Here is a 25,696-nt window from a genome sequence, read left to right as displayed (position 1 = left end):
TGTCGCGGCCCCAGCTCGACAGGTCGGTCAGCACCCCGATGCGCACGACGTCGTCGGAAACCTGGGCATGCGCGGCCGTCGTCATGACAGCGAGAATGGCTACCGCCAAAAATTGTCTCATCGTTCCTCCTCTGGATGTCCGCATTCTCTGGCGGGTCGATCCAGAATTAGGAATTATCAAATCTATTTGTCAATGGCGAATGTGTGAATGTTGTCACACAGTGGCCTCCTCGAATAAGGCGGCGCTTCACATTTGGTGAGCATACGCTTACATGGCTCATCCGGGATGGCACTGCGGGGCTTCCAGCTCACGCCAGAGCTTGCGGCAGTACCAAGTCACTATGAACAGGGGAATTTTCGCGGACGGCGATGCGCTTCGCCGCCCGCGCGGAGCCAGCCTTCATTGGGATCGGCTCTTGCGGGGGCGGTGCACGAAGAGCGTCGGCGGGCCGCGATCATAGACGGAACATGTTGAGACAGCTCTTCGCGCCACAGCTCGTTATTCTCTACGTGCTGGTGGCCTCCACACTCTACGTCCACTTCCGCGGCAGACAACGGCTGCGCTTCGCCCGCCAGCTCGGCGATCACTCGACCTATCTCGCACCCTACAATGTGCTGATGTATGCGGGCTCCGCTGTGCCCAACACGCCGGTGATTCCGGTCGAGCAGTTTCCCGAGCTGAAGAAGCTCTCCGACAATTGGGAGACGATCCGCGACGAGGCGACGCGCCTGTTCGACGAGGGCTTCATCCGCGCCGCGGCCAAGAACAACGACTGGGGCTTCTATTCGTTCTTCAAGAGCGGCTGGAAGCGCTTCTATCTGAAATGGTACGACGATTTCCTGCCGTCGGCGCGCACGCTGTGCCCGCAGACGGTGGAGCTGCTCAATTCGATCCCGAATGTGCACGGCGCGATGTTCGCGATGCTGCCGCCCGGCGGCAAGCTAGGGGCGCATCGCGATCCGTTCGCCGGCTCCTTGCGCTATCACCTCGGCCTCGTGACGCCGAATTCGGACCAGTGCCGCATTCTCGTCGACGGCGTCGAATGCGTCTGGCGCGACGGCGAGGCCTTCATGTTCGACGAGACCTTCATCCACAGCGCCGAGAACAAGACCGACGTCAACCGCATCATCCTGTTCTGCGACGTCGAACGGCCGATGAAGTACGGCTTCATGACCAGGATGAACCGCTGGGTCAGCCACAACATCGTCAAGGCGTCGGCGACCCAGAACGTCGACGGCGAGCATGTCGGCGCGCTGAACAAGGTGTTCGGCAAGCTCTATGAGCTCCACCTCGGCAGCCGCAAGGTCAAGGAATGGAATCGGAACGTGTACTACACGCTCAAATATTCCGTGACCGCGCTGGTCCTCGGTCTGATCGTGGTGTCGGCGCTGCGCTGATCGCAGCGGGGTTGCCGTGTTGAAAGCAAGAGCTCCGGGGCTTTGCTCTTGTCGGGTCACAGCCGCGTGACGTCCGCTTACCTGGAACTTGAGCGCGTCCCGGTTTGCCGCAAAGCACAGTGCCGACATGGCAGTGGCGTGGATTTTGCCTCTCAGCTGGGGCCTTAACTGACCCAGAAAGGTAGCTTGGAGATTTCATGCAAGGCCAAACACAGGGAAATCTGAAGTACCCGGGATCGACGCTGATCAAGTCGTCCGATGGTTTGGGCTGGTCGACAATATCGGCGGACTTGCGAACACATCGCAGCTGGCAAGGGCAGCCTACTGCCGTTGCCGCGCACGTCGAAGTGACCGTCGCGGTCTGCGGTTCGGACGACGGGGTCGCAACCTGCAAGGTGGCCGGCAAATGGCAGCCCGTGCCGCTGAGGACGGGGATGATATGGCTCAATCCGATCGGAGCTAAAGCTGACGAGATACGCATCTCGTCGACAGGGGTGCGTGCCTTGCACCTGTATGTACCGACGTCCACCTTCGCGCGGCTGAGCCACGACTACAATCTGCCGCTACAGCCCGGCAATTCGATCCGCTACTCGTCGGGTCTGCAGGACGAAATGATCCGGCAGATTGGGCTGTCCATGATGGCAGAGATGGAGTGTCCGACCGCTGCGGGACGCATGCTGGCGGAGACGTCGTCACTGTTCCTCACGGCGCGTCTTTTGCAAGCGCACGCGGAGACCGCGATAACCGGTGGAGCGTCGACCGACTCGCGCCGCTTGGAAATCGGCAGGCTGAAGCGCGTTCTTGCCTACGTCGAGGAACACCTCGCTGAGGAAATCATGGTGGCCGATCTCGCTGACGTCGCCTGTTTGAGCATCTTTCATTTTACCCGCGCATTCGCCGCTGCAATCGGTGTACCTCCACATCGCTACGTCAGCCAACGACGCCTCGATATGGCGAAGGCCTTGATCGCAGCCGGTACGTCGTCCCTGAGCCAGATCGCGCTCAAGTCGCGCTTCTCCTCGCAATCTAGCTTCACGCGAGCCTTCAAGCGCGCGACCGGCGTCACCCCGGCGGAGTATCGGCAAAAGGCGCTGTAGCGGCGCCACGGGGCAAGATCGGTCAAAACAACAGCAGGCGAGGGACAGACGCTTCTCGGCGCTACGGTCTACTTATCTGCCAGAGCCTGCTCTCGTCTCTACCGCGAGATCAGGCTTCGCAGACAAAGAGACGGAGCCATCCCGTGAGTCGAATTTCCAAACTTGCAGCCTTGATCGTCGGAGCAAATCTCGTGACCCATGTTGCCACAGCGGCCCCGGATGCCGCGACCGATCCGCGGATTGATCCCCAAATTCGATCCTTCCTCGCCAAGATCAACAAGGACGGAAGTCCGTTCTGGGAGCTGCCGCAGCCGAAGCCGCAGGAGATTCTCTCCGGCCTGCAGTCGCAGTCGGCCGTCGATATGTCCGGCGTCACCACGACCGAGCGAACGATCAGCCAGGACGGCCGCGAGGTGAAGCTGTACATCATGAAGCCGGAGCGCGTCGCGGAGAAGCCCGGGGTGCTGGTCTTCATCCACGGCGGCGTCTGGATCGTCGGCAACTTCCAGAATCACCAGCGCCTGTTGCGCGACCTCGTCGTCGGTTCGGGGCAGATTGGCGTATTTGTCGAATACACGCCGCTTCCGTCGGCGAAATTTCCGACGCAGTTGGAGGAATGCTATGCTGCCCTAAAATGGGTGGCTGCGCATGCGGGCGAGTTCGGTGCGGATGGCAGCCGCATCGCAGTGGCCGGCAATTCGGTCGGCGGCAACATGACCGCCGCGCTGACTTTGATGGCGAAGGATCACAGCGGTCCCAATATCGGCTACCAAATCCTCTTTGTGCCGGCGACCGATGCAAGCGTCGATACGGAGTCCTATCACCAGTACGGGACTGGACGCTTCCTTGCACGCGCTTTCATGAAATATGGCTGGGACCTCTACGCGCCGGACGCCCGGACACGAGACAATCCTTACGTCTCTCCGCTCCGCGCCAGCATCGATCAGCTCAAGGGCCTGCCGCCCGCTCTCGTGATCACCGCTGAGAACGATCCGCTTCGCGACGAGGGGGAGGCCTATGCGCGGAAGCTGAAGCAGGCAGGCGTCAGCGTCGACGCGGTTCGCTATAACGGCACGATACATGACTTCGTGCTCCTGAACGCTCTGCGCCATGAGCCCTCCACCGAGGCCGCGATCGAACAGGCCAACAGGGGCGTACGCGAGCATCTTCAAGCCGTCGTGAACTGACCGGTGCAATCTACGGCACGCTGAAATATTCAGCGACCGCACTGATCCTCGGGCCTGATCGTGGTGTCGGCGCTGCGCTGATCGCAGCCGCGGTTGCCGTGCTGAAAACAAAAGCCCCGGAGCATGCTCCGGGGCTTTTTGTCTGGGGCGTGAGCTGTGAGGCGCGACAGCGTCAGTCGCGTTCGAAGACCTTGGCGCCGGGGTAGACGCGCCTGGCGTAGGCGACGACCCACTCCCGGTCCTGGGTTTCCAGGAACGGAGTTCGGATCTTGCACGACCCGACGATGAGGTGCCACAGGCCATCCAGCTTCTGAATATTGACGATCATCTGAGTGTTCCTCGAGAACCCGCATTCCAGTCGATACTTGCTGCCCGCGATAGTCGTGCGCTGCGCTCCCCGGAGCAGTGATCCTGATCACAGATTTCGCAACGCAAGTCGCGCCCACCGAGAATTCTGTCGCAGGTCGTGCCGGAACAGCGACGTTGGCAGCCGTGCATCCGATGAAGTAGTCGCGAGTATAAGAATCACTCGCCATCGCTCTACTGTACGAGCGTAAGCGCAGGGCACCACAAGGAATCAGCGAGGCTATACCAAGGTATGCCGATGTTTGTCCGGCGGTGTTGCAGCGGTGCATTGCCTGAGTGACTTTTCCACGACGTCCATCTGCCCAGCCGCGATGCCGGGTACCGTTCAACTTTGCGCGGCCCGGCAGCTTTCGTGCTCCGATCCGTTACATGAGGGTGATACAGTTTCATCAGGCATTTCGCATTGAGGGGACCTGTCATGTCGGAGACTGCAGGAGTTTTCGCCACCACCGCGCTCAGCGGCTACGAGCTGCTGGCCGATCCGCAGTTGAACAAGGGCACGGCGTTCTCCGAGGCGGAGCGCGAGGCGTTCGACCTGCACGGCCTGCTGCCGCCGAACATCCTGACGCTGGACGAGCAGGTCTCACGCCGCCTCGAGGCGTTGCGCGGCTACGAGACCGACATCGAGCGCTATGCCTTTCTGCGCGAATTGCAGGACACCAACGAGACGCTGTTCTACGCGCTCCTGGTCGGCAATCTGGAAGAGCTGCTGCCGATCGTCTACACGCCGACCGTCGGCGAGGGCTGCCAGAAATTCAGCCGGCTGTTTCGCAAGCCGCGCGGCCTGTTCCTCAGCATTCCGCACCAGCACCGGATCGACCGCATTTTCGCCCATCCGCGCTTCGATCACGTCGAGGCGATCGTGGTGACCGACGGCGAGCGCATCCTTGGCCTCGGCGATCAGGGCGCCGGCGGCATGGGCATCCCGATCGGCAAGCTTGCACTCTACACCGGCTGCGGCGGCCTGCATCCGGCGACCACCCTGCCGATCATGCTCGACGTCGGCACCGACAATCCGGACTGCCTGGCCGATCCGCTCTATATCGGTTGGCGCAACGAGCGCGTCCGCGGCCAGCAATATGACGACTTCATCGAGGCGTTCGTCTCGGCGGTGGTGAAGCGTTGGCCGCGCGTCCTGCTGCAATGGGAGGATTTCGCCAAGAACAACGCGACGCGGATGCTCGAGCGCTATCGCGACCGGCTCCTGACCTTCAACGACGATATCCAGGGCACCGCGGCGGTGGCGACCGGCGCCTTGCTCTCGGCCATCAACGTCACCGGCGTGCCGCTCACCGAGCAGCGCGTCGCCGTACTCGGCGCCGGCTCCGCCGGCTGCGGCATCGCCAGCCTGATCCGCGCCGCGATGGTCGATGCCGGCCTGTCCGAGAGCGAGGCGGCGAAGCGCTTCTACATGGTCGACCGCGACGGGCTGCTGCTCGAGGGCATGAGCGGGCTCGCCCCGTTCCAGCTCCCGTTCGTGCAGAGCAAGCCGGCGATCGCGGGCTGGCAGCTCAGCCATCCCGACAAGATCGCGCTGCTCGACGTCGTGCGCAACGCGAGGCCGACCGTGCTGATCGGCGTCTCCGGCCAGGCCGGCGCATTCTCCGAGCCGATCGTCCGCGCGATGGCCGAGTGCAACAACCGCCCGGTGATCTTCCCGCTGTCCAACCCGACCTCGCGCGAGGAAGCGACGCCGGTCGACATCGAGGCCTGGACCGAGGGGCGGGCGCTGATCGGCGTCGGCAGCCCGTTCCCGCCGATCACCCGCGACGGTGCGCGCTTCAAGGTCGACCAGACCAACAACTCCTACATCTTCCCGGGTGTCGGCGTCGGCGCGCTCGCGGTCGGCGCCAGCCGGGTCAGCGACGGCATGTTCATGGCCGCCGCCAAGGCGCTCGCCAGCGTCTCGCCGGCCCGCAACAATCCGAAGCACAATCTGCTGCCGCCGGTCAGCGCGCTGCGCGAGGTGGCGCTGACGGTCGCGCTGGCGGTGGCGCTGCAGGCGCACAAAGAGGGGCTCGCCAAGGATATTCCGATCGACCAGGTCGAGGCCAGCATCCACGCCAAGGTCTGGACGCCGCGCTACGTTCCCTATCGGCGCAGCGATCGGCCCTAGGGCCGGATGGCTGCGTCCTGTCGGTCGCGCGCGCCCCGCCTTGACGTGATCCGGCCGACAATGAGGGCGCCGAGGCCGAAGCAGACGCAGAGCGCGCAGACTGATGTCCATCCGCCATGCGTCCAGGCAACGCCGGCCAGCGCGGAGCCTGCGGCTCCGCCGAGGAAGAACAACCCGGTATAGAGCCCGTTGAGGCGGCCGCGAATGTCCGGACGCAAGCTGTTGACCGCGTGCCGTCCCAACGTCTGATCGCCGATCACGCCGAGGTCGACGATGATCGCAGCCAGAACCAAGAGCAGCAGCGAAGTGCCGCGGTCCGTCGCCGGATCGAAGCCAAGGCGATCCGCACCGAAGATGAGGGCGAGGCCGGACCCAGCAACCACGCAGAGATGGGCAAGACGCGTCGCCGTCTCGTCGAGATGCCGATCGGCGGCCCACCCGGCGACCGGCGCCACGATCGCCCCGCCGATACCTGCAAGGGCAAATGCGCCGATCCCGATCTGTCCCAACCCGAACGGAGGCGCCGCGAGCAGCAGCGGCACGCCGGTCCAGAAGGCGCCGAAGGCCCCCATGCACAACGCCTGGCACGCCGCGCGCCGTTGCAGCACCGGCTCACTGCGGAGGACGATCCAGAGCGAGGAGATCAGTTCGCGAAAGCTCAAGCGGCTGGCTTGCGAACGCGCAGGCACGATGAATGCACAGGCAAGGCAGACCGCCGCGAGCGCAGCGGCGTCGGCGAGGTAAGCTCCGCGCCAGCCGAAGAAGCTGGCCGAGAGGCTGGCGCTCGGTCGCGACAACAGTACGCCGATCATCAGCCCGCTCATGACCCTGCCGATCACGCGGCCGCGCTCCGCCGGCTCCGCAAGACTGGCCGCGAGCGGCACGACCATTTGCGTGGCGCTGGTCGTCAGCCCCACCACGAACGCGCTGAGCAGGAAGAGCGTCGCCGAGGGCGAGCAGGCCGCGGCCGCCAGCGCAAGGGTCCCGGTCAGGAGCGTCGTCAACATGACGGAGCGCATCCGGAAGATATCGATCAACGGGACGAGCAGCACGAGCCCGGCGGTGTAGCCCAGCATCGGCATCATGGCGATCAGGCCGGCGGCGCTTTCCGTCAGCCCGAACGACGTGGCGATCGGAGCCGAAAGAGACTGCGCGGCGAACAGCGGCAGCACGATCACCGCGATCGCCGCGCTCAGTGCGGCTGTGAGAGCACTCTGCATCGTCGTCAAGAGATCCCGAGACGTTGGATGGTTACAGCGGCTTCATCAGATCCGCGGCGGTCGCGTCGCGCGGCGCGATATAGATCGCGAGCAGGGTCGCCGGCTCGGTCGGACTCGGGTTTCGCGAAACACGATGAATGGCGCCGGCCGGCTCCCACCAGGCTTCGCCGGCGCTGTAGGTGCGTTCGGGGCCATCGCCGACCTGCGATGCCACCATGCCCGATACGACGTAGGCCATCACGCCGTTGGCATGGGCATGCACGGGCGATCCCGTTCCCGGAGGATATGTCACCTCCACGAGCGTGATGTCGCGCGCCGGATCGCCAGGCAGCCCCTGCTTGATCACGTCGCGCCGGGAGGACTGTTTGGTCCCTGATGCGGCCCGTTGCGGCTGCGCATTGGCGTCCGATCCGCGGGCAGCGGCGAGGGCCGCAAGCAGCGCTGCGATCGAGGCGCGATTGAAGTCGCGTCGAAGGATGGTGGATGTCATGTCGAGGGCTCCTGATGTTGTCCAAGCGCACCATCTAGCGGCAGGATGGCCTATCCATAAGGGCCAAGAGGCTGCATATTGACTAGGCCATGACGAAGCGACGGAAGAGACGGGTGACCGGGTTGGTTCGAGGCGGCGGCATGCCGCTTTCGCGCCAGCTCTATGAACGTTTCCGGCGCGCGATCGCGTCCGGGCAGCTACGGCCGGGCGACCGGCTGCCTTCGATCCGCGGTCTTGCCGCGGAACTTGCCATGGCGCGCGGCACGGTCGACGCCGCCTATGCCATGCTGGCCGGGGAGGGCTATGTCGTCACACGCGGTCAGGCGGGGACGATCGTGTCGCCGGAGCTGCGCGACGCCGCGGCGCTCGATGACGTCGCGACGTTTCCGGCCCGGTCCAGCAGCGGGCCGAGTGGGCGCGCCGAACCTCTGCTGCTGCAGATGGGGCTGCCTGCGATTGATCTCTTCCCGCGCAAGCTCTGGACCCATGTGATTGCGCGAGAGGCGCGGCGGAGCTCCGCTTCAGACATGGTGTATCCGGATCCGGCCGGCTTCGAACCGTTGCGGCAGGCGATCGCGGCTTATCTCGCATCCTCCCGCGGGATCGCGTGCGACTGGCGCCAGGTGCTGGTGACCAACGGGTTTCAGGGCGGCCTCGATCTGGCGCTGCGCATCCTGCTGCGGCGCGGCGACCGTGCGTGGATCGAAGACCCCTGCTTTCCGCCCGTGCGAGCCGCGCTCGAACTGGCCCGCGCCGGACTGGTCGCCGTGCCCATCGACTCCGAGGGTATGCGCGTCGGCGAAGGCATCAGGCAGGCGCGGCGGGCACGGCTCGCGGTCGTCACGCCGTCGCATCAAAGCCCGCTCGGCGTATCGCTTTCGTTGCCGCGCCGCATGGAACTGCTTCGGTGGGCGAACCAGGCGGACGCCTATGTCATCGAGGACGACTATGACAGCGAGTTCCGGTTCGTCGGCCGGCCGCTGCCGGCATTGAAGAGTCTCGATCGCGGCCAGCGGGTGATCTATTCGGGGACGTTCAGCAAGACGCTCTTTCCAGGCTTGCGGCTCGGCTACCTGGTTGTGCCAGATCGTCTGCTCGACAGCTTCATCGAGGTCAGCGCTGGCCATAGCAACGGCCTCAATCCCTTCGCGCAGCGGGTCGTTGCGGGCTTCATGACGGAAGGGCACTTCGCGCGCCATCTGAAGCGGATGCGGAAGCTGTACGCGGCGCGCCGCGCCGCACTGGCTGCCGCGCTGACCGCCGAATTCGGCGAACGCATCAGGATCGAGTTGCGGCCGGGCGGCATGCACCTGCTGCTTCGGTTCATGGACCGCGCGCACGATGCAAGGCTCGCGCAGCTTGCGCGGACAGATGGATTTGGTGCCGAGCCGTTGTCGAGCCGCAGCGTTCGGCACGACTGCGGGCAGGGCCTGCTGGTTGGCTTTACCAATGCGGCCGAAGCCGATGCGCCTGCGATCGCGCGGCGGCTCAAGCGCGCAATCGAGCCCGTGACCGAGCGGCGAGCGCGGGCCGACTAAAGTTCTAGGTTCTGCGTTCCATCCCGTTGGAACCTTCGGTGCGGCCATGTCGTTTGTGCTCAAACGACCCAAACGGTCAAAATCCACCCGGGGGGCTTGTCCGAGGGAGACGCTCCCATGGTAACACTCGGCTCGACACTCGACGCCAACCAACTCACACCAGCCGAGCATCAGCTCCAGTTGCGCCGCGCGGTGATCGCCTCCACGGTCGGCACCGCGATCGAATGGTATGACTTCTTCCTCTACAGCACCGTCACCGGCCTCGTCTTCGCAAAGCTGTTCTTTCCGCATTCCGATCCCTGGGTCGGCACGCTGGAAGCCTTCGCGATCTATGCGGTCGGCTTCATCGCGCGGCCGATCGGCGCTGCGATCTTCGGCCACTATGGCGATCGCATCGGCCGCAAGTCGACGCTGATCGCGACCCTGATGTTGATGGGGTTGGCCACCGCGGCGGTGGCATTGGTGCCGACCTATTCCAGCATCGGCATCTGGGGTGCGGTGATCCTCACCGTGCTGCGCTTCATCCAGGGCGTCGGCGTCGGCGGCGAGTGGGGCGGCTCAGTGCTGATGTCGATGGAATGGGCGCGCAATGATCGCTCGCGCGGCCTGATCGCCTCCTGGCCGCAATTCGGCGTGCCGTGCGGGCTGTTCCTCGCCAATCTTGCCGTGCTGGCTTTCAGCCAGATGTCGGGCGAGCAGTTTCTGGCCTGGGGCTGGCGCATTCCGTTTGCGCTCAGCATCATTCTGGTCGGCGTCGGCCTCTACATTCGGCTCGGCATTCTGGAGACGCCCGTCTTCACCAGGCTGCTGGCCGAACGTCAACTCGACCGCACGCCGATGCTGACCGTGATTAGGGACCATCCGAAGGAGATCCTGCTGTCCGCCTTCGCGCGCATGTCCGAGCAGGCGCCATTCTACATCTTCACCGCCTTCGTGTTCTCCTACGGCATCGGAACGCTGCATGTTTCGCGCGACTTCCTGCTGACCGCGGTGCTCGCAGCCTCGGTGCTGTCGTTCGTCTCGATCCCGCTGTGCGGGCATATCTCCGATCAGATCGGCCGCAAGAACATGTACATGATCGGCGCTGCCGTGACCGGCGTGTTCGGCTTCATCTACTTCGCGATGCTCAACACCGGATCGGAATCGATCATCTTCCTCGCGATCTTCCTGTCGCTGATTCCGCACGACATGCAGTACGGCCCGCAGGCCGCTCTGATCGCCGAGAGCTTTACCGGCCGCTTGCGCTACAGCGGCGCCTCGCTCGGCTACCAGCTCGCTTCGGTGATCGCCGGCGGTCCGGCACCGCTGATCGCGACCTGGCTGTTCGGCACGTTCCACTCGGCGACCGCAATCGCGGCCTATATCGCGGCTTGCGCCGTCATCACGCTGGTCGCGACCGCGCTGATGACCGACTACACCGGCAAGGACATCAACGCCGCGGCCGCGCATCAGCGGTGAGTCTGAGAAGCATGGGAGAAGCAGATGGTGAAATGGCGAAAGGAATCGGCGCTTGATCTCTATAACCTTGCCGCGGCGATCTTCCTGCTCGCCGCGCCGTGGTTGTTTGCGCATGCCAACCCGACGGCGGCGATCGATCTCAGGATCAGTGGTGCCGCCATCGCGATCATGTCGCTGGCGGCGATCGTCGCGTTCGCGATCTGGGAGGAGTGGATCAATCTGTTCGTCGGATGCTGGCTGATCGTCTCGCCCTGGCTGCTCGGCTTCACCCACACCCGCGCGATGCATTTTGCTATCGCCGCGGGTGCGGTGGTCGCGTTCATGGCGTTGCTCGAGCTGTGGCTCGAATACGAGAAGACGCATTTCGGCCCGGCCGCGCCACAGGCCGCCGAAAGACATTAGGAGCCGCCGCGGGCGCGATCGCGGATTGACCCTTTGAGCATGATCTCTCCGGAAAACCGCTTCGCACTTTTCCGGATCATGCTCTAGCAGCCGCGGCAAATGCCCCTGATCTTGCGGTCGACGATCGCATCCTCCTGATCGTTGATCTGCTGCGACGCCGATGTCGCCGCCGGAATGTCGGCGGCGCGTGGCTGGCGATGGCCAACCGGCGCCGACCACGGTCGCGTCGCGGTTTCATTTGAAGCGTAGGCGTTCGGCTCCTGCACCGCCGATTGTGCGAAGCAGGAGGTCGCCATTGCCGCAGACAGGATCGCAGCGAGGCCAATCTGTTTGCCTAGGCGCCAAAGATCGCTCATGAGAATCTCCATGTCGTCATCGCCGCGTTTGTGCGCGGCCCTGGTGAATGGAGTGCCGCTGTCATTCCGGTATTCCCCGCTCCGTCTGATGTGATGAGGCGATCGCGGTTCGGTGATCGCGCGTGAGGAAATATTTTCCAACGTTGACGGTCTTGGGTCACAGGAGCCGAGCTTGGTCGGCTTCATCCACGCGGAGAATTCCTATGACCAAATTGACCTTCGCTGCGCTTGCGCTGGTTGCGGCAGCTGCGTATTCGGCTCAGGCGTCGGCCGCCAACAACAATGCTGCGGCGCGGCGTGCCCATGCCTCGATGACGACGACGACGACACTGGTCAGCAGCAAGACGACCGATTGCGTGCGCGCGCCGAACGTCGGATCGTTCGCGACCGCGCCCTTCACCGAACCGCCCTGCATGCCCGGCACGATGCGCTGACCACACGCAGCGGAAAGCTCCGGACCACTGGTCCGGGGTTTCCCGGCCATGCGGGGGCGTCGGGATGTGACCGGGATTGAGCGTGACCCACGTCACAGGCAGGCTGCTCCTATCATGCGAACAGTGCGGCGTCGGAGCTGGCGCATGGTGCCCGGCCCGAGTTCAAGGAGACGTCGCATGACACGCAATTCGCTTATTGCTTTCGCTGCCGTTGTCGCGTTCGGCGTTACCGCGCTGGGCTCCGCACAGGCGGGCAGACTTCCCATGGTGCCGCCGAAGAATGTGGGCGCGAAACTGCCGCCGGGCGGTTCGGGTGGCCCGCATCGCCAGCCGGTCGATCCGCCGCCCTACCTCGGAACGGATTACAGCGGTGATAGTGCCGGTGGCAGCGGAGGTGGCGGATATTTCGGCGACCCCAATCATCCCGGCCACGAGCAGTTCTGAAAACGCAAACGGCCCCGAACCAGGTTCGGGGCCGCGGTCTGCGGGCGGATTGGATCCGGAGGCTACTCGGGCTTGCCGATCGTCACAGCGAGCTTGCCGACGCCGTCGACGCCGCATTCGAGCTTGTCGCCCACCTGCAGCTGCGAAACGCCGGCGGGCGTGCCGGTCATGATGATGTCGCCGGCAGCGAGCTTCACCTGCTGCGAGAGCTGCCAGATGATCTCAGGCACGTTCCAGATCAATTCGTTGAGGTCGCCCTTCTGCGCTTCCTTGCCGTTGACGGTGAGCCAGATCTTGCCGCTCGAGGGGTGGCCGATCTTCGAGGCCGGCTGGATCGCGGAGCAGGGCGCGGAATAGTCGAACGACTTGCCGATCTCCCAGGGCCGCTCCTTCTTGCGCGAGGCGATCTGCAGGTCGCGGCGGGTCAGGTCGATGCCGACGGCATAGCCGTAGACATGCTCGAGCGCCTTGTCGGCTGGAATGTTGAGCCCGCCGCTCTTCATCGCCACCACCAGCTCGACCTCGTGATGCAGGTCCTTGGTCAGTGGCGGATAGGGGATCGTCGCACCATCAGGCACCAGCATGTCGGCGTGCTTGCCGAAGAAGAACGGCGGCGCACGCTCGTCATTGCCCATCTCCCTGATATGCTCGAGATAGTTGCGGCCGACGCACCAGATGCGACGGACCGGATAGGTGCCGGATTCGCCGACGACGGGAAGCGAGGGCTGCGGGGGAAGCGGAATGACGGTGGAGGCGGCGTTCATGAACGGGTCCCGGAGGGTTGAAGGAGGGAGCGCGGGCGGTTTTTACGCGCTTAAGCCGCTCAGGGCTAGGGGCTGCGATTGCATCAGGCGCAGAGGTGAGGCCAGCTTTCCGCCGAGCGCGGCCGGCTTCGGCCAGCGAGGGCGGTGATGCCGATGCGGAGGTGGCTTTCGATCGGCCTTGCCCTGATTGCCGCGGTCCTGTTCGTCTCCGCCGTGCGGTTCTTTGTGGTCGCTCCGGAACGGATCGACCGGGGGCAGAACAAGGTCCAGCGCGTAGCCGTGGACATCACGCCCGCTGCGCAGGCCTTGCAGGCGACGCTCGACGTCGCGGACATGCATGCGGACAGCCTGCTGTGGAAGCGCAACCTGATCGCGCGATCGGATCGCGGCCATATCGACCTGCCGCGCCTGATCGAGGGTCGCTACGCACTGCAGGTGTTCTCGTCGGTCACCAAGTCGCCGAAGGGCCAGAACTACGATGCCAACGCCGGCGACACCGACACGATCACGAACCTCGCCATCATCGATCTGCAGCCGATGCGGACCTGGTTCTCGTTGCTGCAGCGCTCGCTGTGGCATGCCGAGAAATTGCACAGCTTCGCCGACAAGTCCGCCGGACGGCTGCGCGTGATCACAACCGCGGCCGACATTGACCGCCTGCTCGCGGACCGCAAGAACGGCATGACGGTGGTCGGCGGAATGCTCTCGATCGAGGGCCTGCAGGATCTCGAGGGCAACATCGACAATCTCGACGTGCTCTACGCCGCCGGATTCCGGATGGCCGGTCTCGCGCATTTCTTCGACAATGATGTCGCAGGTTCGATGCACGGCGTAGCCAAGGGCGGGCTGACGCCGCTCGGCCGGCAGGTGGTGCAGCGGATGGAGGCGATGGGAATGATCGTCGACCTCGCCCACGCAAGCCACGCGGCGGTCGCCGACGTGCTGGCGATGGCGAGCCGCCCGGTGGTTTCGAGCCATGGCGGCGTTCAGGCGACCTGCAAGGTCAACCGCAACCTCACCGATGATGAGGTGAGGGGCGTCGCACGCACCGGCGGCGTGGTCGGCATCGGCTTCTGGCAAGGCGCGGTCTGCTCGCTCGATCCGAACAACGTCGCACGCGCAATCGCCCATGTCCGCGACCTCGTCGGGATCGACCATGTCGGCCTCGGCTCGGATTTCGACGGCTCGACCACCACGGGATTCGATGCCAGCGGGGTTGCCGCCGTGACCCAGGCGCTGATGTCGAGCGGGTTCTCCGAGGACGACATCCGCAAGGTCATGGGCGGCAACGTCCTGCGCGTGCTGCGCGCAGGCATTGTCGCCAAGGACGGCAAGGGATGATCAGCCCGTGGCGCTGATCGGCGCCAGCGCTAGCGGCGACGGATCGTGGTGATGCTGCAGGCGGAAGAACGAGGCGTAGCGGCCGCCGCGGCGCAGCAGCTCCTCGTGACGCCCGCGCTCGACGATCTCGCCGCCCTCGACCACCAGGATCGCATCGGCATGCATGATGGTGTGCAGGCGGTGCGCGATCACGATCGTGGTGCGGCCCTGGCAGAGATGCTCGATCGCCTCCTGCACCTGCTTCTCCGATTCCGAATCGAGCGCGGCGGTAGCCTCGTCGAGCAGGATGATCGGCGCGTTCTTGATCAGGGCGCGGGCGACCGCGATGCGCTGGCGCTGGCCGCCGGACAGTTGCGTGCCGTGCTCGCCGACCGGTGTGTCGTAGCCGAGCGGGAAGCTCATGATGAAGTCGTGCGCGCAGGCGGCCTTGGCGGCGTCGATGATCTCGGCCTCGCTGGCGCCTTGCTTGCCGAACGCGATGTTGGCGCGGATGGTGTCGCGGAACAGATAGACGTCCTGGCCGACATAGGCGGTCTGCTGGCGCAGCGACTTGCGCGAGATCTGGGAGATCGACTGTCCGTCGATCAGGATCTCGCCATCGCTCGTCTCGTAGAAGCGCAGCAGCAGGGCAAGCACCGTCGATTTGCCGCCGCCGGAGGGACCGACCAGCGCGGTCACCTTGCCGGGCTCGGCCACGAAGCTCATGCGGTTCAGCACCGGCTCGCCGGGCCGATAGGCGAAGCTGACGTCGCGCAGTTCGATCCGCGCGTCGGAGAGCTTCAGCGCCGGCTTGTCGTCGTCGGCCTGTTCGCTCGCCGGGCTGTCGACGACCTCGAGCAGCATCCGCGCGCCGACCAGCTGGCTGTTGAGGTCGATGTTGAGCCGCGCCAGCCGCTTGGCCGGCTCGGTCGCCATCAGGAAGGCGGTCAGGAAGGTGAAGAACTGGCCCGGCGTGGAACCGAGCGCCACCACGCTGTAGCCGCCATAGAGCAGGCAGCCGGCGACCGCGAAGCCGCCGAGCATCTCCATCAGCGGGTTGGAGCGGTTGGCGACGCGCGCCATCTTGTTGGCGTTGCTCTCGACGATCGCGATGTTCTCGTCGATCCGCTGCTGCATGGTGTCTTCCAGCGTGAACGCCTTCACGGTGCGGATGCCCTGCAGCGATTCCTGCATCGTCTCCATGATGTCGGCGGTGCCGGTGAACTGGTTATAGGCGAGCCCCTTGATGCGCTTGACGAGCTTGCGCAGCATCAGCATCGCCGGCGGCACCGCCACCAGCCCGATGAACGACATCAGCGGGTCCTGCCAGACCATGACGGCGAGCATGCTGATCAGCATCAGGAAGTCGCGGCCGATCGCATTGACCAGCATGTTGAGCACGTCGGTGATCGACTTGGCGCCGGCGGTGAGTCGCGCCAGGAATTCCGACGAGTGCCGCTGCGAGAAGAAGCCGATGCTTTCGCTCATCAGCTTGGCGAACAATTGGCGCTGGTTGTTGGCGAGGATGGCGTTCGAGATCTTGTTCAGGATCACCATGTGGCCGTAGGTCGCCACGCCCTTGATGAACAGCAGCACCACGGTGATACCGGCGAACATGGCGATGCCGGGGATGTTCTTGTCGACATAGGCCTGGTTGATCACCTGGCCGAGCACATAGGTGGCGGCGGCCGTCGAGCCGGCCGCAACCGCCATCAGGGCGAACGCCGTCAGATAGCGCCGCCAGTAGGTGATCCCCTGTTCCGTGACCAGGCGGCGGATCAGGATCGCCGCGCCGTAGGGATCGTCGGTAATTTTCTTTGGAAACTGAGCCATCCGCGTTCCATTGACGGCGGGCAGCGCCGGCCGTCAGGGTTGCGGACCTCCTTGCCCGCTTGGCGGGGCTTTTTCAAGCACAATAACGGCTTGATAACGGCTTGATTTTTAGGCCGATTCTGCCTGTCGCGCGGCGCCACCGCGCTCCCGGAACAGCTTCTCCTCCCAGGCCAGCGCGTGGCTCGCGATGGTCTCGAGATCGTCGTAGCGCGGGGTCCAGTCGAGCAGCGAGCGGATCCTTCTCGTATCGGCCACCATGGTCATGATGTCGCCGGGCCGCCGCGCGGCATAGGCGACGGCAAAATTTCGCATTGAGACCCGGCGCACCGCCTCGATGGTCTCGAGCACGGAATAGCCGCGGCCGTAACCGCAGTTCATCGTCACCGATTGCCCGCCGGAGCGCAGATAGGAGAGCGCCGAGCGGTGCGCCTCGACGAGGTCGCTGACATGGATGAAGTCGCGCACGCAGCTGCCGTCCTGGGTCGGATAGTCGGTGCCGAACACGTCGATCTTGGCGCGCTGGCCGGTCGCCGCCTCGACCGCGATCTTGAGCAGATGGGTGGCGCCGATGGTGGCAAGACCGACCCGGCCCTTCGGGTCGGCGCCGGCGACGTTGAAGTAGCGCAGCACGACGTAGCTCATGCCGTGGGCGGAGGCGACATCGTGCAGCATGATCTCGGTCATCAGCTTGGATGAGCCGTAGGGCGACAGCGGACGCGTTGGCGCGATCTCCGGCACCGGCACCTGGTCCGGATTGCCGTAAACGGCCGCGGTCGAGGAGAAGATGAAGCGGCTGACGCCGCCCTTCACGGCGGCATTGAGCAGGCTGCGCGTCGTCATGGTGTTGTTGCGGTAATAGCCGAGCGGATCGCGCATCGAATCCGGCACCACGACCGAGCCGGCGAAATGGATGATGCTGTCGATGCCGTGCTGTGCGATCACGCCCTCGACGAGGTTCTCGTCGCCGGCATCGCCGATGAACAGCGGCACGCCCTCGGGCAGGAACGCGGAGAAGCCGGTGGAGAGATTGTCGACGACGACGACGCTCTCGCCGGCATCGACCAGCGCATGAACCATGTGACTTCCGATATAGCCGGCACCGCCGGTCACGAGCACGGTCATGGTAGAGCTCTCCCGATATCTTTAACCGGCGATGCTAGCGGGAGTGCGGTGAAGAGGGGGTTTCGCCGCGGCCGAACTGGCCACTATGCTTAATGTTGCGTATAGGAACTGGCGCGAAACGGAGACTTGCGTGCCGATCGAGAACACACCTGCCGGCGAGCTGCAGCTCATCGTGCCGAACCTGCACCGACGCTATTCGGGTGTCACAGCGACCAACCGCATGGTCGCGCCGAAGCTTGCAAAGATGTTTCGCGCAGGCTGGCTCGGCTCGCATCGGCCTGACGGCATCGATGCGATGGGATTCGCAGATCTGATGCGGCTGTGGCGGCGCGCGCAACCTGTGATCTGGCACGCGCGGCGCAATGACGAGATGATCGTGGGGCTCGTGCTGCGCGCGCTCGGCTGGCCGCTGAAGCTGCTGTTCACCTCGGCCGCGCAGCGTCATCACACCTGGCTGACGCGCTGGCTGATCCGCAACATGGATGCGATCATCGCGACCAGTCCACTGTCGGCCTCGTATCTCAAGCGCGAGGCCACCGTGGTGATGCACGGCGTCGACACCGACCGCTACGCGCCGCCGACCGACCGCGCGGCAGCCTTCGCCGAGAGCGGATTGCCGGGGCGCTATGCGATCGGCTGCTTCGGGCGGGTACGCGCGCAGAAGGGTAGCGATGTGTTCGTCGAGGCGATGTGCAGGCTGCTGCCGCGCTATCCCGATTTCACCGCCGTCATCGTCGGTGCCGTGGTGCCGGAGCAAATGGCCTTCGCGGGCGAGCTGAAGCGCAGGATCGAGGCCGCCGGCTTGCAATCGCGCGTCATCATCACGGGTGAACTGCCGATCGAGGATGTCGTGCGCTGGTACCAGCGGCTGACGATCTACGCCTTTACCTCGCGCAACGAAGGCTTTGGCCTGACCTTGATCGAGGCGATGTCGGGAGGCGCGGCGCTGGTGGCCGCGCGGGCGGGCGCTGCCGAGTTCGTGGTCGAAGACGGCGTCACTGGCGTGCTGACTCCGCCGGGCGATGCCGACGCGCTGGTGGCCGCGCTCGAGCCGTTGATGCGCGATCCGGCTGCGGCCGCGGCGATGGGCGCGCGGGCGCGCCAACGAGTTGTGGATAAGTTCAGCCTCGATGCCGAGGCCAATGCCATCGCCGAGGTCTATCGCACGTTGATCTGAGCCAGCACGCGCTCGGCGATGGCGACGACCTCCTCGGCCGCGATGTCGCGCATGCAGCGATGGTCGTTCATGGTGCAGACCGTGCGCTGGCACGGCTGGCACGGCAGCTTGCTCTTGGTCTGCCGCACGGTCGCGGCGAGGCCGTTGAGCGGAGCCCAGAGATAAGGATCGGTCGGGCCGAAAATGCCCATGGTCGGGGTGCCGATTGCGGCCGCGATGTGCATCAGCCCGGAGTCATTGGAGATGGCGACACTGGCCGCGGCCATCGCCAGCACGCCGTTGCGCAGATCGGTGCCGGTGAGATCGCGGACCCGGGCGCCGCCGGCGGCCACGATCTCCTGCGCCAGCGCCTTCTCGCCGGGCCCGCCGACCACCCAGACATCGAAGCCGCGTTCGGCGAACAGCCGTGCGGCTTCCGGATAATATGTCCAGCGCTTCGAGACCCCGACCGAGCCCGGTCCCAGCGCGACGGCAGGTCCGCTACCGAGGCCGTTGGCATGCCGCCACCGGCTGACGTCATCGGCGGGAACCCGGAGCTGCGGCACCGGCCATTCCGGCGGGCGGGTGGCGCCATCGGGCAGCGCCAGGATGGCGTTCTTGTCGATGAAGCGCGGCTGCTGCTTCTCGCCCCATCGCATCGCGTTGATCAGGCCGAACCGCGCCTCGCCGAAGAAGCCGACCCGCTCCGGGATGCCCGCCAGGGCCGGCGCGATGGCCGCCTTCCAAGTGCGCGGCAGCACCAGCGCGGTGGCGTAGTTCCGCTCCCGAAACTCGGCCGCCAGGGCCCGCTGCCGGGCCAGCGCAAGCCGGCTGCGCGGCAGGTCGAAGACAATTCCGGCGCGGACACCGGGCATGTAGTCGACCAGAGGGGCGCAAAGCCTTGACGTCAGAAGGTCGACCGGCCGGTTGGGCCAGCGCTTGCGGAGCACCCTGACCACGGTGTGGCCGCGCACGAAATCGCCGATCCATAAATAGGGCACGACGAGGATCGGTCTGGTATCCTCGGCATCCTGGGTTTCGATATCAGATGTTGAATCAATATTCATTTCTAAATAGGCCAAGGCCGGACCGGCGCGGCCAAGTCGGTAACCGGTTCGCGATAAGAGGTAAAGCCGTCGTTGCCTGTGGCGCGGGAGTGGGGCAAAGCTGGCGGCTGCAAAGGAATCTGGCGGGATTTCATCATGTTTCTGGTAACCGGGGGCGCCGGTTTTATCGGCTCGAACGTCGTGGCTGCGTTGAATGACGCCGGGCACAGCGACGTGGCGGTCTGTGACATTCTTGGGAACGACGGCAAGTGGCGGAACCTGGCCAAGCGTCAGCTGGCCGACGTCGTTCCCCCGGCGGAGCTCGGCGGCTGGCTGAAGGGGCGGCGGCTGACTGCCGTCATCCATCTCGGCGCCATCTCCGAGACCACTGCGACCGACGGCGATCTGGTGATCGAGACCAATTTCCGCCTCTCGATGCGGCTGCTCGACTGGTGCACCGCGAATGTGACCCCGTTCATCTATGCATCCTCCGCCGCGACCTATGGCGACGGCGATCAGGGCTTTGACGATGACGCGTCGGTCGAGGCGCTGAAGCGGCTGCGGCCGATGAACCTGTACGGCTGGAGCAAGCAGCTGTTCGACCTTGCGGTCGCCGGGCGCGTCGCGAAGGGCGAGCCTCTGCCGCCACAATGGGCCGGGCTGAAATTCTTCAACGTGTTCGGCCCGAATGAATATCACAAGGGCTCGATGATGAGCGTCTTGGCACGCCGCTTCGACGACATCAGAGCGGGCCGGGTCGTGCAGCTGTTCAAGTCGCATCGAGAGGGGATCGCCGACGGCGACCAGCGCCGCGACTTCATCTATGTCGACGACGTCGTGCGGGTGATGATGTGGCTGATCGCGACGCCGCGGGTTTCCGGCCTGTTCAATGTCGGCACCGGCAAGGCGCGCAGCTTCAAGGACCTGATCGTCTCGGCCTATGGCGCGCTCGGCCTTCCGCCGAACATTGAGTATGTCGACATGCCCGAGCAGATTCGCGGCAGCTACCAATACTTCACCGAGAGCGTCGTCGATCGTCTCGCGCACGCCGGATACAATGGCGGATTCACCCGCCTGGAAGACGCGGTCGGGGCCTATGTGAACGGCTTCCTCGATCGCGCGGATCGCTATCGCTAGAGCGGATGACGGTGACTGATGTTTGATTTTGAAGCGATCTCGCGTGCAATGTCCGGCCAGACCGTGCTCTGCGTCGGCGACCTCATGCTCGACGAGTTCGTGTATGGCGAGGTGTCGCGGATCTCGCCAGAGGCGCCGGCGCCGGTGATCGCAGTCAGGCGCAGCGAGATCAATATCGGCGGCGCCGGCAATGTCGCGCGCAATATCGCCTCGCTCGGCGGGCGCTGCATTTTCGTCGGCCTGATCGGCGAGGATGCCGCCGGCACGGTGCTATCGGAGGCGCTGGCGAAAGAGGCCGGCATCGAGACCGTGCTGGTGCGCGACGCCGCGCGGCCGACCACGCGCAAGGTGCGCTTCGTCTCCGAGCAGTTCTCGACCCACATGCTGCGCTCCGATTGGGAGCTCGCCGCGCCGGCTGCGCCGGCCGTCGAGCAGCAGCTGATCGACGCGATCCTGCCGCGCCTTGCGCAGGCAGACATCGTGCTGCTGTCCGACTACGCCAAGGGCGTGCTGACCGCGCGGGTGATCCGCAACGTGATCGACGCCGCGCGCCAGGCGAAAAAGCGCGTTATCGTCGATCCCAAGAGCGCCAATCTCGCGATTTATCGCGGCGCGACCGTCTTGACGCCGAACCGCAAGGAATTCGCCGAGGCGACCCGCAGCCGCGCCGACAGCCAGGACAGCATCGCGCAGGCCGCGCCCGATGCGATGTATCTCGCCGATTGCGAGGCGATGCTGGTGACGCAGGGCGAACGCGGCATGACGCTGGTGACGCGGGAGGGCGGGTCGATCCATGTGCCGGCGCTGCCGGTCAAGGTGCGCGACGTCTCCGGGGCCGGCGATACCGTTGCCGCGGCGCTGGCGCTGGCGCTCGCCGGCGGTGCCGACTGGGAAGGCGCGCTGCGGATCGCGAGTGCGGCAGCCGCAGTTGCGGTCGGCAAGACCGGCACCGCGATCGTCAGGTCGGCCGAATTGCGGCGACGGATCCTGCCGCACGCTTTGCTCGCGGCCGAGGAGAAGATCGTTCCGGCCGGCGGCGATATCGATGCATATCTCGAGGAATGGCGCCGGCAGGATCTGCGGATCGGCTTCACCAATGGCTGCTTCGATATCCTGCATCCCGGCCACGTCAAGGTGCTGACCGCCGCGCGCAGCGCCTGTGACCGCCTGATCGTCGGATTGAACAGCGACGCCTCGGTGAAGCGGCTGAAGGGCGAGGGGCGTCCGGTGCAGAACGAGCGCGCCCGCGCCGAGGTGCTGGCGGCGCTGGAAGCCGTCGATCTCGTCGCGATCTTCGAGGAGGACACGCCGATCAACCTGATCACGAAGGTGCGGCCGAGCGTGCTGGTCAAGGGCGGCGACTACACCCGCGAGCAGGTGGTCGGCCACGAGATCGTCGAGGCCGCCGGCGGCGAGGTGGTGCTGGTCGAGATCCTGCAGGGCCACAGCACGACGTCGCTGGTTGCCCGGGCCCGCGAGGGCAAGGCGTGAGCGCGAGCATGGCATCCCCGGCAGGCGCCGCGGCGTGTCCGGCCTGGCGCGATCCCGCGCGCTGGCAGACCACGACCGACGTGGTCGCGGTCCTGATCGCGCTGTCGCTGCCGTGGTCGACCTCGCTGGTCGGCATCTTCGGCGTGGTGCTGCTGATCGCGATTGCGCCGACCGTCGACCTCCGGGCGTTCTGGACGCTGCTGAAGCGGCCGATCTGCGTCGCGCCGATCGCGCTGTTCTGCCTCGCGCTCGTCGGCACGCTCTGGTCTGACGCCGCCTGGGGCGCGCGGCTGTACGCAGTCGGGCCGACCGCAAAGCTCCTGGTGCTTCCGGTGCTGCTCTATCATTTCCAGCGCTCGACCCGCGGGACGTGGGTGTTCGTGGCTTTCCTCGTCTCCTGCACGCTGTTGATGCTGATGTCGTGGCTGGTGCTGGCCTATCCCCACCTCGCGCTGCGGGCGCCCGGCCCCGGCGAGCAGGGCGTGTTCGTCAAGAACTACATCGACCAGAGCCAGGAATTCACGCTGTGCGCGGTTGGGCTGGCCTATCCGATCGTGATGCTGGTGCGGGACAAACGCATCTTGCCGGCCGTCCTTTTGACCGCGATCGCGCTCAGCCTGTTCGCCAACATGGCGCTGGTGGTGGTGTCGCGGACGGCGATCGTGACGATTCCGATTATGTTCGCGGTGTTTGCGCTGCTGCATCTGCGCTGGCGCAGCATCGTCCTGATCCTTTGCGCGGCCGCCGCGTTGTCCGTGGTGGCGTGGTATGGATCGTCGCCACTGCGACGGACGGCCGAGTCATTCGGGCGTGACTACAAGCTCTACATGGAGCGCAACGAGCCGACGTCGCTCGGCTTGCGGCTCGAATTCTGGCGCAAGTCGCTCGGCTTCTTCGCCGAGGCCCCGGTCATCGGCCACGGCACCGGAGCGACGCGGGGCCTGTTCGAGCGCGTCGCGACCGGTGGTCTGAACCAGGCATCCGGCGAGGTGATCGGAAACCCCCACAATCAAACGTTGAACGTCGCCGTGCAGTGGGGCATTGTGGGTGTAGCAATACTGTACGCGATGTGGCTCCTGCACCTGTTGCTGTTCCGCGGCGACGGTCTCGTCAACTGGATCGGGCTTCTTGTCGTGGTACAGAATATTTCAAGTTCGTTGTTTAATTCACACATCTTCGACTTTCACGAAGGCTGGATGTATGTGCTGGGCGTCGGGGTTGCGGGCGGCATGGCGTTGAAGGGCCGATTGGGGGCCGATTTGGAACCCGAGCCCCCGATCCGTCCATGATCGCTGGCATGGGCTCCGCAGATACGCTACAGCCTGCCAATGTCTTGTCGCCAACTCCCAGTTGCCAGCAACCCGTCTGCTAGATGACGCGCCTTTCACAATTCACCCTGCGCAACTTCCTGATTCTGGCACATGACGCGCTCGCGACGACGTTTGCGTTGCTGGCGAGCTTCTATCTGCGTTTCGAGGGCAGCCTCCTTACCGATCGACTGCCGCATTTGCTGCGCATCCTGCCCTGGTTCGTGCTGTTCAGCATCGTGGTCAGCTATTTCTCCAATCTGACCACGGCGAAGTGGCGCTTCACCTCGCTGCCGGACGCGGTGAACATCCTGCGGGTGGCAGCGGTGCTGACGCTGGCGCTGGTCGTGCTGGACTACGTCTACTTTTTCACGGGAGCGGCTTCGCTAAGCCCGGTGTTCCTCGGCCGGGTCACGATCATCCTGTTCTTTTTCCTTGAAGTATTCGCGCTGAGCGCGTTGCGGCTGGGCTATCGCTACTTCCGCTATTCGCGCACGCGCCTTCATGCCCGGTCCGACAATGCCGCGCCGGCGCTGCTGGTCGGACGCACGGCCGACGCAGAAGTGGTGCTGCGCGGCATCGAGAACGGCGCCATCAAGCGGCTCTGGCCGGTCGGCGTGCTGTCGCCGTCGGTCGCGGATCGCGGCCAGATGATCCGCAACATTCCCGTGGTCGGCGGCGTCGATGATATCGAGGCCGTGATTCGCGATTTCGAGAGCCGCCAGCGGCCGATCAAGCGCGTGGTCATGACGCCCTCGGCCTTCGAGCCGGACGCGCATCCGGAAAGCGTGCTGATGCGCGCGAAGCGGCTTGGTCTGATGGTCAGCCGCCTGCCGTCACTGGAGGGCGGCGATACGCCACGGCTCACCAATGTCGCGGTCGAGGACCTGCTGCTGCGCCCGAGCCAGAAGATCGACTATGCCCGGCTCGAGACGCTGGTGAAGGGCAAGTCCGTCATCGTGACCGGCGGCGGCGGTTCGATCGGCGCTGAGATCTGCGACCGGGTCGCGACCTTCGGCGCGGCGCGCCTCCTGGTCGTGGAGAACTCGGAGCCGGCGCTGTATGCGGTCACCGAGGCGCTGTCCGCGCGCGACAGCGGTCCTGAGATCGAGGGCCGGATTGCCGACATCAGGGATCGCGAGCGCATCACGCGCCTGATGAGCGAGTTCAAGCCCGACATCGTGTTCCATGCAGCGGCGCTCAAGCATGTGCCGATCCTCGAGCGTGACTGGAGCGAAGGGGTCAAGACCAACATCTTCGGGTCGGTGAACGTCGCCGATGCCGCGCGTGCCGCCGGCGCGAGCGCCATGGTGATGATCTCGACCGACAAGGCGATCGAGCCGGTGTCGATGCTGGGTCTGACCAAGCGGTTCGCCGAAATGTACTGTCAGGCGCTGGACCATGACCTGATGACCGAAGCCAAGGGCAGGGCGCACATGCGGCTGATCTCGGTGCGGTTCGGCAACGTGCTGGCGTCCAACGGATCCGTGGTGCCGAAGTTCAAGGCGCAGATCGAGGCTGGCGGACCGATCACGGTGACCCATCCGGACATGGTTCGTTATTTCATGACGATCCGCGAAGCCTGCGATCTCGTGATCACGGCGGCCACGCACGCAGTGACCCCGGCGCGGCCCGACGTCTCGGTCTATGTGCTGAACATGGGGCAGCCGGTGAAGATCGTCGATCTCGCCGAGCGGATGATCCGTCTGTCGGGCCTGCAACCGGGCGTCGACATCGAGATCGTGTTCAGCGGCATCCGTGCCGGCGAGCGGCTGAACGAGATCCTGTTCGCAAGCCAGGAGCCGACGCTCGAAATCGGCGTCGCCGGCGTGATGGCGGCCAAGCCGAACCAGCCGCCGATGTCGACGCTGCGCAAGTGGCTCGCGGCGCTGGAGGATGCGATCGAGCGCGATGACCGCGTGACCATCCGTGCCGTCCTTCAGGACGCGGTGCCCGAGTTCGGATCGAATGCCGCCTGACCGCGCCGTCCTGCGGACGACGAGGCAGGACCGTT

At 65.2% G+C, this 25,696-nt stretch carries 23 protein-coding genes and 1 pseudogene; 15 read left to right on the top strand and 9 right to left on the bottom strand.

Annotated features, from left to right (window positions below):
• Positions 1–121, bottom strand: a pseudogene (locus tag QMZ05_RS16505) (ABC transporter permease); the annotation flags it as partial.
• 347 nt (positions 122–468) lie between these two features.
• Between QMZ05_RS16505 and QMZ05_RS16500 the strand changes: the two are divergent.
• The 3 genes from QMZ05_RS16500 (at position 469) to QMZ05_RS16490 (ending at position 3,682) form a co-directional block, all read left to right on the top strand.
• On the top strand, positions 469–1,398 hold the full coding sequence (locus QMZ05_RS16500) for an aspartyl/asparaginyl beta-hydroxylase domain-containing protein (RefSeq protein ID WP_353701711.1): 930 nt from the start codon (positions 469–471) through the stop codon (positions 1,396–1,398).
• Positions 1,399–1,595: 197 nt separating this feature from the next.
• The gene (locus QMZ05_RS16495) at positions 1,596–2,495 is read left to right on the top strand and encodes an AraC family transcriptional regulator (protein ID WP_353701710.1); all 900 of its coding nucleotides are present in this window, start codon (positions 1,596–1,598) and stop codon (positions 2,493–2,495) included.
• 143 nt (positions 2,496–2,638) lie between these two features.
• A complete protein-coding gene (locus QMZ05_RS16490; RefSeq protein ID WP_353701709.1) occupies positions 2,639–3,682 on the top strand; it encodes an alpha/beta hydrolase in 1,044 nt (347 codons plus the stop codon).
• 172 nt (positions 3,683–3,854) lie between these two features.
• Here the strand turns inward: QMZ05_RS16490 and QMZ05_RS16485 are convergent, their stop codons facing one another.
• Positions 3,855–4,010: a hypothetical protein gene (locus tag QMZ05_RS16485; protein WP_167350189.1), complete on the bottom strand. Its 156-nt coding sequence runs from the start codon at positions 4,008–4,010 to the stop codon at positions 3,855–3,857.
• 456 nt (positions 4,011–4,466) lie between these two features.
• On the opposite strand from QMZ05_RS16485, the gene QMZ05_RS16480 reads away from it, so the two are divergent.
• Complete coding sequence (locus QMZ05_RS16480; protein ID WP_353701708.1) at positions 4,467–6,164, top strand: NAD-dependent malic enzyme; 1,698 nt, start codon at positions 4,467–4,469, stop codon at positions 6,162–6,164.
• Here the strand turns inward: QMZ05_RS16480 and QMZ05_RS16475 are convergent.
• Entirely contained in the window at positions 6,161–7,384 is a 1,224-nt protein-coding gene (locus tag QMZ05_RS16475; protein WP_353701707.1) for an MFS transporter, read from the bottom strand. The two genes, QMZ05_RS16480 and QMZ05_RS16475, sit on opposite strands and share 4 nt — an antisense overlap.
• A gap of 31 nt (positions 7,385–7,415) precedes the next feature.
• Positions 7,416–7,874: a cupin domain-containing protein gene (locus QMZ05_RS16470; RefSeq protein ID WP_353701706.1), complete on the bottom strand. Its 459-nt coding sequence runs from the start codon at positions 7,872–7,874 to the stop codon at positions 7,416–7,418.
• A gap of 113 nt (positions 7,875–7,987) precedes the next feature.
• On the opposite strand from QMZ05_RS16470, the gene QMZ05_RS16465 reads away from it, so the two are divergent.
• From QMZ05_RS16465 to QMZ05_RS16455, 3 genes are all read left to right on the top strand, one after another.
• Positions 7,988–9,412, top strand: a complete 1,425-nt coding sequence (locus QMZ05_RS16465) for a PLP-dependent aminotransferase family protein (protein ID WP_353701705.1) — start codon at positions 7,988–7,990, stop codon at positions 9,410–9,412.
• A 117-nt stretch (positions 9,413–9,529) separates the two neighbouring features.
• Entirely contained in the window at positions 9,530–10,870 is a 1,341-nt protein-coding gene (locus QMZ05_RS16460) for an MFS transporter (protein WP_353701704.1), read from the top strand.
• Between the two features lie 24 nt (positions 10,871–10,894).
• Positions 10,895–11,272, top strand: coding sequence for an SPW repeat protein (locus QMZ05_RS16455; protein ID WP_353701703.1), 378 nt, complete (start codon positions 10,895–10,897; stop codon positions 11,270–11,272).
• Between the two features lie 83 nt (positions 11,273–11,355).
• Here QMZ05_RS16455 and QMZ05_RS16450 read toward each other — a convergent pair whose 3' ends face one another.
• On the bottom strand, positions 11,356–11,814 hold the full coding sequence (locus QMZ05_RS16450) for a hypothetical protein (RefSeq protein ID WP_353701702.1): 459 nt from the start codon (positions 11,812–11,814) through the stop codon (positions 11,356–11,358).
• 17 nt (positions 11,815–11,831) lie between these two features.
• Between QMZ05_RS16450 and QMZ05_RS16445 the strand changes: the two genes are divergently transcribed.
• Both QMZ05_RS16445 and QMZ05_RS16440 read left to right on the top strand, forming a co-directional pair.
• Positions 11,832–12,062, top strand: a complete 231-nt coding sequence (locus QMZ05_RS16445) for a hypothetical protein (protein ID WP_353701701.1) — start codon at positions 11,832–11,834, stop codon at positions 12,060–12,062.
• Between the two features lie 177 nt (positions 12,063–12,239).
• Positions 12,240–12,506, top strand: a complete 267-nt coding sequence (locus tag QMZ05_RS16440; protein ID WP_353701700.1) for a hypothetical protein — start codon at positions 12,240–12,242, stop codon at positions 12,504–12,506.
• A 62-nt stretch (positions 12,507–12,568) separates the two neighbouring features.
• On the opposite strand, the gene QMZ05_RS16435 is transcribed toward QMZ05_RS16440, so the two are convergent.
• Positions 12,569–13,270, bottom strand: coding sequence for a fumarylacetoacetate hydrolase family protein (locus QMZ05_RS16435; RefSeq protein ID WP_050423170.1), 702 nt, complete (start codon positions 13,268–13,270; stop codon positions 12,569–12,571).
• A gap of 153 nt (positions 13,271–13,423) precedes the next feature.
• Here QMZ05_RS16435 and QMZ05_RS16430 point away from each other — a divergent pair, with 153 nt between their 5' ends.
• A complete protein-coding gene (locus QMZ05_RS16430) occupies positions 13,424–14,611 on the top strand; it encodes a dipeptidase (RefSeq protein ID WP_353701699.1) in 1,188 nt (395 codons plus the stop codon).
• Here QMZ05_RS16430 and QMZ05_RS16425 read toward each other — a convergent pair whose 3' ends face one another.
• Positions 14,612–16,423, bottom strand: coding sequence for an ABC transporter ATP-binding protein (locus QMZ05_RS16425; protein ID WP_353701698.1), 1,812 nt, complete (start codon positions 16,421–16,423; stop codon positions 14,612–14,614).
• Between the two features lie 108 nt (positions 16,424–16,531).
• Positions 16,532–17,545 (bottom strand): UDP-glucose 4-epimerase GalE, encoded by a 1,014-nt coding sequence (gene galE, locus QMZ05_RS16420; RefSeq protein WP_353701697.1) that lies wholly within the window; start codon positions 17,543–17,545, stop codon positions 16,532–16,534.
• A 136-nt stretch (positions 17,546–17,681) separates the two neighbouring features.
• Between galE and QMZ05_RS16415 the strand changes: the two genes are divergently transcribed.
• Positions 17,682–18,722: a glycosyltransferase family 4 protein gene (locus QMZ05_RS16415; RefSeq protein ID WP_353701712.1), complete on the top strand. Its 1,041-nt coding sequence runs from the start codon at positions 17,682–17,684 to the stop codon at positions 18,720–18,722.
• Here QMZ05_RS16415 and waaF read toward each other — a convergent pair.
• Positions 18,704–19,768: a lipopolysaccharide heptosyltransferase II gene (waaF, locus tag QMZ05_RS16410; protein WP_353701696.1), complete on the bottom strand. Its 1,065-nt coding sequence runs from the start codon at positions 19,766–19,768 to the stop codon at positions 18,704–18,706. The two genes, QMZ05_RS16415 and waaF, sit on opposite strands and share 19 nt — an antisense overlap.
• A gap of 135 nt (positions 19,769–19,903) precedes the next feature.
• Here waaF and rfaD point away from each other — a divergent pair, with 135 nt between their 5' ends.
• The 4 genes from rfaD (at position 19,904) to QMZ05_RS16390 (ending at position 25,661) form a co-directional block, all read left to right on the top strand.
• On the top strand, positions 19,904–20,884 hold the full coding sequence (gene rfaD, locus QMZ05_RS16405; protein ID WP_353701695.1) for an ADP-glyceromanno-heptose 6-epimerase: 981 nt from the start codon (positions 19,904–19,906) through the stop codon (positions 20,882–20,884).
• Positions 20,885–20,902: 18 nt separating this feature from the next.
• Positions 20,903–22,375: a D-glycero-beta-D-manno-heptose-7-phosphate kinase gene (rfaE1, locus tag QMZ05_RS16400; protein WP_353701694.1), complete on the top strand. Its 1,473-nt coding sequence runs from the start codon at positions 20,903–20,905 to the stop codon at positions 22,373–22,375.
• A gap of 8 nt (positions 22,376–22,383) precedes the next feature.
• Complete coding sequence (locus tag QMZ05_RS16395) at positions 22,384–23,664, top strand: O-antigen ligase family protein (RefSeq protein ID WP_353701693.1); 1,281 nt, start codon at positions 22,384–22,386, stop codon at positions 23,662–23,664.
• Positions 23,665–23,747: 83 nt separating this feature from the next.
• Positions 23,748–25,661: a nucleoside-diphosphate sugar epimerase/dehydratase gene (locus QMZ05_RS16390; RefSeq protein ID WP_353701692.1), complete on the top strand. Its 1,914-nt coding sequence runs from the start codon at positions 23,748–23,750 to the stop codon at positions 25,659–25,661.
• Positions 25,662–25,696 lie beyond the last annotated feature (35 nt).

This window comes from Bradyrhizobium sp. INPA03-11B, from assembly GCF_040446015.1.
Lineage (GTDB): Bacteria > Pseudomonadota > Alphaproteobacteria > Rhizobiales > Xanthobacteraceae > Bradyrhizobium > Bradyrhizobium macuxiense_A.
This window is presented reverse-complemented; position numbering and strand designations above follow the sequence as displayed.

Excerpts from the sequence above, each read along its gene's own strand:
- QMZ05_RS16500 (WP_353701711.1), top strand. The coding sequence starts at position 469 with ATGTTGAGACAGCTCTTCGCGCCACAGCTCGTTATTCTCTACGTGCTG.
- QMZ05_RS16495 (WP_353701710.1), top strand. The coding sequence starts at position 1,596 with ATGCAAGGCCAAACACAGGGAAATCTGAAGTACCCGGGATCGACGCTG.
- QMZ05_RS16485 (WP_167350189.1), bottom strand. The coding sequence starts at position 4,010 with ATGATCGTCAATATTCAGAAGCTGGATGGCCTGTGGCACCTCATCGTC.
- QMZ05_RS16480 (WP_353701708.1), top strand. The coding sequence starts at position 4,467 with ATGTCGGAGACTGCAGGAGTTTTCGCCACCACCGCGCTCAGCGGCTAC.
- QMZ05_RS16475 (WP_353701707.1), bottom strand. The coding sequence starts at position 7,384 with ATGCAGAGTGCTCTCACAGCCGCACTGAGCGCGGCGATCGCGGTGATC.
- QMZ05_RS16470 (WP_353701706.1), bottom strand. The coding sequence starts at position 7,874 with ATGACATCCACCATCCTTCGACGCGACTTCAATCGCGCCTCGATCGCA.
- QMZ05_RS16460 (WP_353701704.1), top strand. The coding sequence starts at position 9,530 with ATGGTAACACTCGGCTCGACACTCGACGCCAACCAACTCACACCAGCC.
- QMZ05_RS16455 (WP_353701703.1), top strand. The coding sequence starts at position 10,895 with ATGGTGAAATGGCGAAAGGAATCGGCGCTTGATCTCTATAACCTTGCC.
- QMZ05_RS16450 (WP_353701702.1), bottom strand. The coding sequence starts at position 11,814 with ATGAAGCCGACCAAGCTCGGCTCCTGTGACCCAAGACCGTCAACGTTG.
- QMZ05_RS16445 (WP_353701701.1), top strand. The coding sequence starts at position 11,832 with ATGACCAAATTGACCTTCGCTGCGCTTGCGCTGGTTGCGGCAGCTGCG.
- QMZ05_RS16440 (WP_353701700.1), top strand. The coding sequence starts at position 12,240 with ATGACACGCAATTCGCTTATTGCTTTCGCTGCCGTTGTCGCGTTCGGC.
- QMZ05_RS16435 (WP_050423170.1), bottom strand. The coding sequence starts at position 13,270 with ATGAACGCCGCCTCCACCGTCATTCCGCTTCCCCCGCAGCCCTCGCTT.
- QMZ05_RS16430 (WP_353701699.1), top strand. The coding sequence starts at position 13,424 with ATGCGGAGGTGGCTTTCGATCGGCCTTGCCCTGATTGCCGCGGTCCTG.
- QMZ05_RS16425 (WP_353701698.1), bottom strand. The coding sequence starts at position 16,423 with ATGGCTCAGTTTCCAAAGAAAATTACCGACGATCCCTACGGCGCGGCG.
- galE (WP_353701697.1), bottom strand. The coding sequence starts at position 17,545 with ATGACCGTGCTCGTGACCGGCGGTGCCGGCTATATCGGAAGTCACATG.
- waaF (WP_353701696.1), bottom strand. The coding sequence starts at position 19,768 with ATGAATATTGATTCAACATCTGATATCGAAACCCAGGATGCCGAGGAT.
- rfaD (WP_353701695.1), top strand. The coding sequence starts at position 19,904 with ATGTTTCTGGTAACCGGGGGCGCCGGTTTTATCGGCTCGAACGTCGTG.
- rfaE1 (WP_353701694.1), top strand. The coding sequence starts at position 20,903 with ATGTTTGATTTTGAAGCGATCTCGCGTGCAATGTCCGGCCAGACCGTG.
- QMZ05_RS16395 (WP_353701693.1), top strand. The coding sequence starts at position 22,384 with ATGGCATCCCCGGCAGGCGCCGCGGCGTGTCCGGCCTGGCGCGATCCC.
- QMZ05_RS16390 (WP_353701692.1), top strand. The coding sequence starts at position 23,748 with ATGACGCGCCTTTCACAATTCACCCTGCGCAACTTCCTGATTCTGGCA.